The sequence below is a fragment of the Longicatena sp. genome, from assembly GCF_982403165.1.
In genome coordinates this window covers 1-11,073 of record NZ_CEVYEL010000073.1, presented here as the reverse complement: position 1 = coordinate 11,073, position 11,073 = coordinate 1, and the positions used below count along the sequence as shown (strand labels likewise).

The 11,073-nt window shown below is 37.8% G+C and carries 10 protein-coding genes and 1 riboswitch; of the genes, 9 read left to right on the top strand and 1 reads right to left on the bottom strand.

The window, feature by feature from the left end:
- Nucleotides 1-346: 346 nt before the first annotated feature.
- The 5 genes from AC1VS3_RS11700 (at nucleotide 347) to AC1VS3_RS11680 (ending at nucleotide 5,550) form a co-directional block, all read left to right on the top strand.
- Nucleotides 347-793, top strand: a complete 447-nt coding sequence (locus AC1VS3_RS11700; protein ID WP_008691152.1) for a LytR/AlgR family response regulator transcription factor — start codon at nucleotides 347-349, stop codon at nucleotides 791-793.
- A 12-nt stretch (nucleotides 794-805) separates the two neighbouring features.
- A complete protein-coding gene (locus AC1VS3_RS11695; RefSeq protein WP_008691154.1) occupies nucleotides 806-1,522 on the top strand; it encodes a hypothetical protein in 717 nt (238 codons plus the stop codon).
- Entirely contained in the window at nucleotides 1,519-2,289 is a 771-nt protein-coding gene (locus AC1VS3_RS11690; RefSeq protein ID WP_008691156.1) for a hypothetical protein, read from the top strand. The genes AC1VS3_RS11695 and AC1VS3_RS11690 overlap by 4 nt, the downstream gene beginning before the upstream one ends.
- A 168-nt stretch (nucleotides 2,290-2,457) precedes the next feature.
- A riboswitch (purine riboswitch) is annotated at nucleotides 2,458-2,555 on the top strand.
- Nucleotides 2,556-2,619: 64 nt separating this feature from the next.
- Nucleotides 2,620-3,852: a phosphoribosylamine--glycine ligase gene (gene purD, locus AC1VS3_RS11685; protein WP_008691158.1), complete on the top strand. Its 1,233-nt coding sequence runs from the start codon at nucleotides 2,620-2,622 to the stop codon at nucleotides 3,850-3,852.
- Nucleotides 3,853-3,879: 27 nt separating this feature from the next.
- A complete protein-coding gene (locus AC1VS3_RS11680; protein ID WP_008691160.1) occupies nucleotides 3,880-5,550 on the top strand; it encodes a formate--tetrahydrofolate ligase in 1,671 nt (556 codons plus the stop codon).
- A gap of 312 nt (nucleotides 5,551-5,862) precedes the next feature.
- Here AC1VS3_RS11680 and AC1VS3_RS11675 read toward each other — a convergent pair whose 3' ends face one another.
- Entirely contained in the window at nucleotides 5,863-7,347 is a 1,485-nt protein-coding gene (locus AC1VS3_RS11675; RefSeq protein WP_008691162.1) for a DUF1846 domain-containing protein, read from the bottom strand.
- A 365-nt stretch (nucleotides 7,348-7,712) separates the two neighbouring features.
- Here AC1VS3_RS11675 and AC1VS3_RS11670 point away from each other — a divergent pair, with 365 nt between their 5' ends.
- From AC1VS3_RS11670 to AC1VS3_RS11655, 4 genes are all read left to right on the top strand, one after another.
- Nucleotides 7,713-7,868: a hypothetical protein gene (locus AC1VS3_RS11670; protein WP_155949110.1), complete on the top strand. Its 156-nt coding sequence runs from the start codon at nucleotides 7,713-7,715 to the stop codon at nucleotides 7,866-7,868.
- Nucleotides 7,869-8,085: 217 nt separating this feature from the next.
- Nucleotides 8,086-9,351, top strand: a complete 1,266-nt coding sequence (locus AC1VS3_RS11665) for a UDP-N-acetylglucosamine 1-carboxyvinyltransferase (RefSeq protein ID WP_008691173.1) — start codon at nucleotides 8,086-8,088, stop codon at nucleotides 9,349-9,351.
- 125 nt (nucleotides 9,352-9,476) lie between these two features.
- Nucleotides 9,477-10,196: a chitin disaccharide deacetylase gene (gene chbG / locus AC1VS3_RS11660; RefSeq protein ID WP_008691174.1), complete on the top strand. Its 720-nt coding sequence runs from the start codon at nucleotides 9,477-9,479 to the stop codon at nucleotides 10,194-10,196.
- A gap of 20 nt (nucleotides 10,197-10,216) precedes the next feature.
- Complete coding sequence (locus AC1VS3_RS11655; RefSeq protein ID WP_008691175.1) at nucleotides 10,217-10,903, top strand: LytR/AlgR family response regulator transcription factor; 687 nt, start codon at nucleotides 10,217-10,219, stop codon at nucleotides 10,901-10,903.
- Nucleotides 10,904-11,073: the final 170 nt, after the last annotated feature.

The window sequence follows — 11,073 nt, the reverse complement described above, 5'->3', positions numbered from 1 at the left end:
ATGGACAAAAATGTTTTAATTATTTTGTGTGTCTACTTGACACAAGCTGATCAAAGTGTCCTTTCAGTAGGGCGCTTTTTATATACGCAGATATTCAAATATGATATTCTTAAAAAGAAAAGATGGGTTTTATCACAATAAAAAGGGATTCTTGTTATCGTAAGGGTAGATATTCTTGCCATTTTTTATGGTATGGTGTTGGATAAGCAAATGCTTTATTGTTGGTAAAGAAGATTGCTTTATCGGCTTTTGCAGTGCAACTTATCCCCATAAAATGCAGGTTATAGAAAGTAGCTTGTCTTAAAGCGTGAATTCGTTAAACTAAAAGTGAAGAGAGGGAAAGATCATGAAAATAAGGTTGCTGTGTAGAAAAGAAACAGTGGAAAAAGTAAAGGCGGCTATCCAAAAGGGGGATGTACAATTTGATGATCATGCGAGTATGGTCTTATATGAAATTAACCATGAGTATGATTACCTGTTGGTAAAAGATGGCGAAGAGCATATGCGCTTGGCAGTGGATGAGATCCTGTATATTGAAAGTATTTCCCAGGAAATACTCGTCCATGCGAAAAGTGGCTGTTATCGTAGTAAGAATACGATGTATCAATTAGAAGCAGGCTTGTATGAAAAAGGTTTTCTGCGTGTTCATAAAGCGTATATCGTCAATAAAAAAGCAATTCGAAGGATTCGTACCAATCTTTATATGAAATTCACACTGGTGTTGGATAATCAAGAGGAAATTGAAGTATCACGAAGCTATTATTACCGTTTCAAAGAAGAGATGGGTTTCTAGGAGGCGAACAAGATGAAAGAACAATTACAAAAAATTTTTGCGCCGCAGAGTACAGAAGGGTTTCTATGCATGCTAGGTATTGTGATCTTACTGGGGGTATTGTTGTATGCAGGTTATCGAAAATTTTATGAAAAGCGAATCAATCAAGTGTTGACAGGGAAAAAGGTGCGTATTCTTTCTTTGGAAGCAATCATGATCCTATACTTTATCGCAAGCGTGATTAGCGTATTGGTGTATATGGGAAATGTCTATGCATTACCAAACCAGCAGATTGTAGAAGAAACGTGTAATGTAGAAAATGGCTATGTTGACTTTGGAAATACAAGAGAAGGTGTAGAGAAAAAGATTCGCGAGTTGCAGAAGCAAGCGAAAACCACTTTTATTCATCAAGAGAAAAAGAATAAAGATGGAACGATAAGCATGTATGCGGAGGCAGATGGGAAATCCTATATTTATGCTATCGTATATCCTTACACATATCCTTTAGAAAATCGTGAGTTCTTTCATATATCGGTAAATAATGCAGGTATAGGCGCTAGCTTTTATCAAGAAAGGGTAAAAAGTGAGAATGAGCTTATCGGAATGATCGTAGGACATCATAGAAAGAAAAATTGTCCGGTGGTTGAGTATGATTTGGAAATTTATAATTTTACCGAAGGTGAAAATAAGCATCCACTAGATATAAAACAGCATTTCCGTATTGAGAAAGGAGGCATTGAAACAAAATGAAAAAGAAAATAATCGTTGTTGTTGTATTGGTTATACTAGTACTTGGTGGTTATGCCGTTTGCAAGGCGACACAGAAAAAGGAAACCATGCTGCCTAAAATCAGTTACTATTATGAAATGGATAATGCACATTTCTGGCAAGTTGATTATCTCTATCAGGGAAGTGGGAAGTTTGTGGATATCCACGATTATCAGTGTGCTAAAAAGATGGATCCGCCTTATAAAATAATGCCTACTGAAATAATAAAAGATGATACTTGGCAAGAATTCTCTGTGATCATGCACCTGTTGGACAACAGTGAGCTTAGTTTTACGCAGCTGATTTATCAAGAAGGGGATAAGAAACATTCAGAAACGATCGGTGAGGTACACTTACAAAACCGCAAAGTAAAAACGTTTGATTTTGATGAAGGAGAATCTTTTGCTATGCGAGTTGATGGAAAACCGAAGGTGCTAGACCTTGAAATGCATGAGAAAACCAAAGGGAAACTACAGCGTATCGAATGTGTAAATCCACATGTTGGTGTACAATGGAAACAAGGAAAGCCAAATGTGGAAGATAAGAATATCAGTTATGAGTTAACCTTTCAAATAAAAGATAAAGGATATGACTACTATGCGACCAATCTTCGCTATTATTATGTACAAGATAGTAAAGAAGTCGTATACACCGGACAGGCAATCTTTTATCTAAAAGCGGATGGCAGTATCTTCCGTACGAATAATATCAGTGGTAGTGCATTTTTAGAAGATGAGGTGTCGCAATGACATCTTTTCTTTTATATGTTGAAGAAAAGCTAGTTAAGGTGAACTATGAAGGAAAAATAAGGGGGGATGCGAAAAATTGAAGAAGCGGGTTTTCCTACGGATGTAAAAAATCAATCGAAGTAAAAAAGGCAGCTATAATTAGGATTGTAAAAGTACATGAAATAAAGTAAAATAAATGTGGTAAAACCTTGTATAGTATCATAATTTGGTTGATAGTTTCTACCCGCTGACCTAATCGGTGGACTACAAGGAATCTTTTGACATGGTCATGAAGGTTTCTTGCGAACTTTTCATGTTTTTTTATTTTAGATAACAGAAAGGAAAAGAAAAATGAAGGTATTGGTAATTGGAAAGGGTGGAAGAGAGCATGCTCTTGCACTTGCAGCACATAAAAGTGCTTTGGTAGATGAAGTTTATGCTGCACCGGGAAATCCCGGCATGGCACAGTTTGCGACCTGTGTAGACATCAGTGACAGTGATGTGGAAGGTTTGGTTGCATTTGCGAAAAAAGAACAGATAGATTTGACAATCGTCGGACCTGAGGCTAGTCTATCCCTTGGTGTTGTCGATGCATTTCAACAGGCTGGCTTAAAGATTTTCGGACCTACGAAGGATGCGGCACAAATTGAGTCCAGCAAAGATTTCGCAAAGCAGATCATGGTGAAATACGATGTACCAACCGCTGCTTATGCAACCTTTGATAAGGAAGATGCTGCAGTTGCCTATGTAAAGGCACAAGGTGCTCCTATCGTTATTAAAGAAGATGGCTTAAAAGCCGGAAAAGGTGTTACCGTTGCTCAAAGTGAAGAAGAAGCGCTAGAGGCAATACATATTGCATTCGGCATTCCCGGTAATAAGGTTGTGATTGAGGAATGTCTGGTAGGCTTTGAGTTCTCTTTGATTTGCTTTGTATGTGATGATATCGTTGTGCCAATGCAGGTGGCTCAGGATCATAAATGTGCGTATGATGGAGATAAAGGTCCTAATACCGGAGGTATGGGCTGCTATTCACCGGTTAAGAAAATTACACCGGAAATCATTCAAGAGGCAATGGATACCATCATGGTGCCAATGGCCAAAGCAATGGTGAAAGAAGGCCATTCATTTACCGGTTTCTTATATGGCGGTTTAATGTTAACGGATAAAGGTATTAAGACCATTGAATTCAATGCCCGCTTCGGTGATCCGGAAGCAGAAGTAATTTTACCACGCTTAAAAAGTGATTTCGTTGATGTTATTTTGCGTGTGATGAATCATGAGGCTATGGAATTAACATGGGATGATAAGGTAACACTTGGTGTTGTCTTAGCAAGTGAAGGCTATCCTGCGGGAAGTACTAAGGATGCTGTGATTACAGGCTGTGATGAAGTAGATGCCCTTGTTTATCACATGGGAACGGCAAAGAAAGATGGTAAGTTAGTAACCGCCGGCGGACGTGTCATGATTGTTGTGGCACAGGAAGATACTTTACAAGCTGCATATGATAAAGCTTATCATGAGGTAGCAAAAATTCAGTGTGAGAAGTTGTTCCATCGCCATGATATTGGCAAAAAAGATATGTAATTGATTACGATCAGAAGGAGGAACGTCATGTTTAAAACAGATTTGGAAATTGCACAAGAATGCACATTGGAGCATATTCGCGATGTAGCGGCTAAAATTGGTGTTGAGGAAAGTGACTTGGAATACTATGGCAATTATAAGGCAAAAGTATCCCTGGATTTATTAAACCGCAATCAGGATAAAGCGGATGGTAAACTGATTCTGGTGACTGCCATCAATCCAACAAAAGCCGGTGAAGGAAAATCAACGACAACGGTTGGATTGGGAGATGCCTTAAACCGTATTGGAAAAAAGACGATGATTGCTTTACGTGAACCATCTTTAGGACCGGTCTTTGGTTTGAAAGGTGGGGCAGCCGGAGGCGGCTATGCGCAAGTTGTGCCAATGGAAGATATCAATCTGCATTTCACCGGTGACATGCATGCCATCACAACGGCCAATAATTTAATCAGTGCTTGTTTAGACAATCATATTCATCAGGGCAATGAACTGGATATTGACATTGAACATGTAACTTGGAAACGCTGTCTGGATATGAATGATCGCACGCTGCGTAATATCAATATCGGACAAGGCGCAAAAGCCAATGGTGTAGAGCGTAAGGATGGCTTTAACATCACGGTCGCATCCGAAGTTATGGCGGTGTTATGCTTAGCTACATCCCTCATGGATCTAAAAGAGCGTTTGGGTCGTATGTTGGTTGCTTATAATACGAAAAAGGAACCTATTTATGTAAAGGACTTAGGCATTGAAGGTGCTTTGGCTATGGTGTTAAAGGATGCCATCAAACCAAATATGGTGCAGACATTGGAACACAATCCGGTTTTGATTCATGGCGGTCCTTTTGCGAATATCGCTCATGGATGTAACTCTATTTTGGCAACTAAGACTTGTCTTAAACTGGCAGATTATACGGTTACGGAAGCTGGTTTTGGCGCAGATTTAGGAGCTGAAAAATTCTTAGATATCAAATGTCGCTTTGGTGGCTTAAAACCAAATGCAGTGGTTATCGTGGCAACGATTCGTGCTTTGAAGCAGCATGGAAATGTTGCTTATGAAGATTTAAAGGAAGAAAATGTCGAAGCTATGTTAGCCGGTTGTGCAAACTTAGCAAAACACATTGATACCGTAAAACAATTCGGTCTTCCTTATATCGTAGCGATTAACGAATTCGCAACCGATACACCAAAAGAAGTAGAAGCTCTAGAAAACTGGTGTAAAGAGCATCAACATCCAATGTCTTTATCTCAGGTATGGGCAAAAGGTGGCGAAGGAGCCATTGATTTAGCACAGCAGCTAGTTGCTTTATGTGATCAAGAGAATGCTTATGCGCCTTTATATGCTGTAGAAGACAGCATTGAAGATAAGATTCAGGCAATTGCAACGAAGGTATATGGCGCTGATGGTGTTGATTTTACCGAAGAGGCCAAAGCTCAGATTGCTCTGTATAATGCACTTGGCTGGAATAAGATGCCAATCTGTATGGCCAAAACACAGATGTCTTTAAGCGATGATGCGAAGGTTTATGGTGCACCAAAAGGTTTCCGTATTACGGTACGTGAATTAAATCCATCTTTAGGTGCCGGCTTTATTGTCGCATTGACCGGGAAAGTTTTGACCATGCCGGGTTTACCAAAACATCCGGCTGCCTTAGATATGGACATCAATGAAGAAGGACATATCGTAGGTTTATTCTAATAGAAACAAGTTAAACGATATAGTGATTGAAAAAGAAGAAATCCTATCCTTGTGTAAGTGATATTAGATTTCTTCTTTTATGTTGCTTCTTTGTTTTGTACCATAATGTCTAAAAGTGTATATCATAAAAGATTAAGAACATGACTTTCTTCTTTTATATAATGCTGTTTTGACTATTGGTATGCAATAATTCCTACTGTATTTTTATCATATCTTATATTTTTAGAAAGACTATTGTATTCGATAGGGGAAAAATAAAAGGTTTGCTTCTTTCAAGACAGCAAACCTTACGATAGTTCAAGAGTGATTTAATTAACGATGATATAATTTTTTGGTCTGATACTGATCCTCGCAAGTCAGATTGACCTTTAACTTACGGAAGGTTCCCGCATCTACTTGTGATAGAATAACAGTACTATGGGCTTCACAATTCTTTAATTTATCAAGCTGCTGCAATGCCAAATGTGATACCGGATTGGTCGTAGCACTGATGGCAAGGGCGATTAGAACTTCATCGGTATGTAAACGAGGATTGTGATTGCCTAATGACCCCACTTTTAATTTTTGGATTGGTTCAATGATATTCGGTGATATTAAAGGAATGATATCATTGATATTGCCTAATTTCTTTAAGGCATTTAATAATGCTGCCGAACTGGCACCTAATAAAGATGTTGTTTTTCCTGTGACAATGGTGCCATCCGGTAATTCAATGGCAACAGCCGGTGCATTTGTCTCTTCCGCTTTGGTAAGTGCCGGTTTTACACAAGCACGTTCTTCCGGTATGATATTTGCCTGAGACATGATAATTTCTATTTTTTTGATTGTGTCTTCATTGGTATGTCCTTTTTTGAAGTCTACCTTCGCTTTATAGTAACGGCGAATAATTTCCTCAGTACTTGCTTTGCGTGCTGCTTCATCATCGCATATGCAATAACCAACCATGTTAACCCCCATATCCGTTGGTGATTTATAAGGGCTTACGCCTAGAATCTTTTCAAACATCGTATTTAAAACAGGGAATATTTCTACATCACGATTATAATTTACCGTTGTTTCACCATAAGCCTCTAAATGGAAAGGATCAATCATATTAATATCATTTAAATCAGCTGTCGCAGCTTCATAAGCAAGATTTACCGGATGTTTTAGAGGAAGATTCCAGATAGGGAAAGTCTCAAATTTCGCATAACCGGCTTTTACACCACGCTTATGTTCGTGGTAAAGCTGTGACAAACAGGTAGCCATCTTACCGGAACCCGGACCCGGAGCTGTCACCACGATTAATGGTTTCGTGGTTTCTATGTATTCATTCTTTCCATAACCTTCATCAGAAACAATCAGCGGAATGTTGTTAGGATAACCGGCAATCTGATAATGCAGGAAAACACGAATACCTAAATGTTCCAGGTGTTTTTTAAATGTATCAGCGGATGCCTGGTTCGCATATTGCGTAATGACGACACTACCTACAAATAAACCGGTATCACGGAAGGCATCAATCAAACGCAGTACTTCTACATCATAGGTGATTCCCATGTCGCTGCGAATTTTATTTTTCTCTATATCACTTGCGCAAACAGCGATAACAATTTCTACTTCTTCTTTCAGTTCTAACAACATTTTTAATTTACTATCTGGCTGAAATCCCGGAAGGACACGTGCAGCATGATGATCATCGAACAGCTTGCCGCCGAATTCCAGATATAGCTTATTGTCAAATTTAGAAATTCTATCTAAGATATGCTTTGATTGCAGTTTTAGATATTTGTCGTTATCAAAAGCGATTTCTTTCATCGTTCCACTCTCCTTTAAATCGTTTAAATCACTAAGTCTTATTATAGCAAAATAATTATATATTTACTAATTAAAATAGCAAGAAATAAGAAAATTCTAACAAAGGATTTTAGATGGGAAGAACTAGGCGAATAGGATGGGTTTATATAATTTCAATATGTTTGCGAAAGATTGTGATGAATACTCCTTTTGCATGCAATATTTAAAAAAGAAAGCAGGCAGGGTAAGGATAATTAAAATAGGAACAGGCTATTCGCAAACAAAGATATTATGCTGTTACAGGGTATCTTTTCATAGTGTATTTGAAAAGTCAATTAGTGTATACTTTATGGACCGTTTCTACAGTATGATTGATGATGATATTCATGAATACAATAATTGCCATTCGTTTTAACTTATCCGATGTGAAAAAGGTGTTTACTACTTATATGTCCAATGGCTATGTAAGATATTTCTTAGGAAAGCATGAGTACATGAAATCAAGCGAGAAAGCAAAAAGAGTTATATTTAAGGATGTATAACAATATATGGAAAATCGCTTTTCTTTAAAAAGCTATGTTATAATTATGTATAGGCAATTACCGCTTTTCATTGTGCTTCATAGGGAAATGTGAATTTGTCTATTTTCTCATAGCTATACGGGATAAAATGTTTTATAATAAGAATGCACTTTTTTACACGCAACTATCACGAGTGATAGATTTCATAATAAAATAGTAATACTGGAAGGAGATAAACATGGAAGAAGTTATCAAAATAGAAGGTGGACATAAATTGAATGGTACCGTGCGCATCAGCGGATCAAAAAATGCGACGGTAGCACTTATACCAGCAGCAATATTAGCAAACGGACCGGTTACGATATGTGGGGTACCAAGCATATCCGATGTAGAATCTTTATCTGTACTCCTTCGTGATCTTGGGGTTGTTGTCGATATACGTTCCTCTGACAGCATTGTCATTGATCCGACACAGATGGAAAATAAACCTTTGATCCATGAAGCGGTAAATAAATTAAGAGCATCCTATTATTTTATGGGGGCATTATTAGGTAAATATGGCCATGCGGAAATTCGGATGCCCGGAGGTTGTTATTTAGGTCCTCGCCCGATTGATTTACATTTAAAAGGATTTGAAGCATTAGGAGCGACCATTCATTATGACCATGGAGCATATATCTTAGATGCACCACAATTGATCGGAAATAAAATTTTCTTGGATATTGCCAGTGTCGGGGCTACGATCAATATCATGATGGCTGCTGTTCATGCACAAGGCAGAACAACCATCGAAAATGCCGCAAAAGAACCTGAGATCATTGATGTGGCTACTTTATTAAATAAGATGGGTGCAAAGATACGTGGAGCAGGAACGAATGTCATCACGATTGATGGTGTTGAGGCATTAGGCGGCTGTTTCCATGAAATTATACCTGATCGTATTGAAGCAGCGACATATATCGTATTAGCAGCAGCAGCGGCTGATGAGGTTGTTGTGGAAAACGTCATTCCACAGCATTTAGAGTCCTTATTAAGCAAGCTGCATGAAATCGGTGTTGATATTAAGGTAGATGTAGATCGCCTGATTATAAAAGGAAATACGGGAAATTTAAAAGCAACAGATATCAAAACACTCCCATATCCTGGCTTTGCGACAGATATCCAGCAACCGTTAACGGCATTACTGACACAAGCACATGGACAGTCTATTGTGACGGAAACAATCTATACAGAGCGTTTTAAACATTGTCAGGAGTTAGCAAAGATGGGGGCTAATATTAATGTGATGATACCAAGCTCATTCATCAATGGACCGACACCATTATCCGGTGCTGAAGTGTCTGCAACCGATTTGCGTTGTGGAGCATGCCTTGTCATTGCCGGATTGATTGCAGAAGGAACGACAACCATTCGTAATATTTATCATATTGAAAGAGGTTATGAACACATTGATGAAAAACTGAGTGCTTTAGGTGCTAAGATTTGGAGAGAAACGATAGAGTAAAATAGAGCAGGTAAAAGCCTGCTTTTCTAATAGCGAAAGAGTCGCTTTATTTCGAACCTTCCTAAGCAGGAGAGGAAAAAAGGAGTATAATGAAGATGACGATATGTCAAAGGAGGAGCATTGAAATGAAGCGATTAATCGTTAATGCCGATGATTTCGGTTTCGATGAGGCAGTAAACTATGGCATCCTGAAAGGCTATCAGGAAGGCATCGTTACATCAACATCTATGATGGCAAATATGCCCGGATTTGCGCATGCTGTCACATTGGCAAAGCAGCATCGCGATTTAGGCATCGGTGTCCATTTAACCTTGACCTGTTATTATCCATTAGGTAAGGGGTATAAGAGCTTAACAAGAAGGGATGGTTCTTTTAAAAAGCAAGGGGATATCAATGAATTTGACGAAGAGGAAATGTATGAAGAACTAAAGCTCCAAATTGAAAAAGTGTTTGCGTCCGGTTTGCATCCTGATCATTTAGATTCTCATCATCATATCCATACCTTTCCTCATGTACAAGGAGTATTCGAGCGGCTGCAAAAGGAATATGATCTGCCGGTGCGCGGTGGGTTTCAATACGAAACAATGATGCCACATGCACTCTTACTTGATCAGTTTTATGCAGATGGTGCAACAATCTCAAATTTGAAACAAATTGTGGATTCTTTAGAGGAAGCAAACTGCTATGATTTAATGTGTCATCCGGCTTATCTCGATATGTTTTTACAACAAACAACTTCCTATAATATACAACGTATAAATGAATTGGATATATTATGCAACAAAGATTTAAACGAGTATTTACAAGCAAAAGGAATACAACGATTGCGTTATAGTGATTTATAAGAAAAGATGAGGTGAGGGTCATGTTAAGGGTGGCAATTTTAGAAAGTGAAGAAATGGTAAAAAATATCTTATTTATTTTAGGAGATATTTTAAAGGATGAAGATTGGACCTTTCAGTATTTCGCAAAGTTGTCACAATTTGTGAAAGCCCAACAGCAGAAAGAATATCAGATTCTTATTCTTCAAGATAAATTTGACACGCAAAGAATTGCCGGCACCTTTATTCAACCTTATCCGGAACGTGTTGTCATATTTACAACGTTAGAAGAAAAACGCTATGAGCATGAAGTTGGCAACTTTGAACGTATTTTATATATCGATCGTAGACGGTTACGACATGAATTTCAGCGTATTGATCCTTTTGTGCGAAATTTATTGGCCAATCAGGAAGAATATTTCTTCTCTTATAACCATATCAGTGTACCTTTGAAAATCAGTGATATTTATTACATTGAAAAAGATAATAAAAACCTTGTTTATCATACAAAACGAGGAGAATTCAGTGAACGCAAGAGTATTAAAGATGCTGAAAAGTATTTTGAAAAATATCACTTTTTACGGATTCATTCCAGTTTTTTGGTTAATTTGCAATATGTAACACGATTTGAAACAGAAAGTGTATTTTTGCAGAAAATAGAATTACCTTTTGCAAGAGCTAGACGACCGGAAGTCATTGCCAAAGTAAGAGATTTCACTAAGCATACATAAAGTAACAGATTATTCCAAAAAAACGCCAGATTTTCCACTTCTCTTTACATAACCAGATTGACGAATATAATGAAAGTGTAAAGAAAAAGAAAACAAAAGAAAGCGGTGAGAAGATGTGATACGATTCTCAAAAGTAGACAGTACAAATAATTAAAACGTACTGAATACAG

Bases quoted from the DNA above. Each gene is read 5' to 3' on its own strand.
- AC1VS3_RS11700 (WP_008691152.1), top strand. From the start codon at position 347: ATGAAAATAAGGTTGCTGTGTAGAAAAGAAACAGTGGAAAAAGTAAAG.
- AC1VS3_RS11695 (WP_008691154.1), top strand. From the start codon at position 806: ATGAAAGAACAATTACAAAAAATTTTTGCGCCGCAGAGTACAGAAGGG.
- AC1VS3_RS11690 (WP_008691156.1), top strand. From the start codon at position 1,519: ATGAAAAAGAAAATAATCGTTGTTGTTGTATTGGTTATACTAGTACTT.
- purD (WP_008691158.1), top strand. From the start codon at position 2,620: ATGAAGGTATTGGTAATTGGAAAGGGTGGAAGAGAGCATGCTCTTGCA.
- AC1VS3_RS11680 (WP_008691160.1), top strand. From the start codon at position 3,880: ATGTTTAAAACAGATTTGGAAATTGCACAAGAATGCACATTGGAGCAT.
- AC1VS3_RS11675 (WP_008691162.1), bottom strand. From the start codon at position 7,347: ATGAAAGAAATCGCTTTTGATAACGACAAATATCTAAAACTGCAATCA.
- AC1VS3_RS11670 (WP_155949110.1), top strand. From the start codon at position 7,713: ATGAATACAATAATTGCCATTCGTTTTAACTTATCCGATGTGAAAAAG.
- AC1VS3_RS11665 (WP_008691173.1), top strand. From the start codon at position 8,086: ATGGAAGAAGTTATCAAAATAGAAGGTGGACATAAATTGAATGGTACC.
- chbG (WP_008691174.1), top strand. From the start codon at position 9,477: ATGAAGCGATTAATCGTTAATGCCGATGATTTCGGTTTCGATGAGGCA.
- AC1VS3_RS11655 (WP_008691175.1), top strand. From the start codon at position 10,217: ATGTTAAGGGTGGCAATTTTAGAAAGTGAAGAAATGGTAAAAAATATC.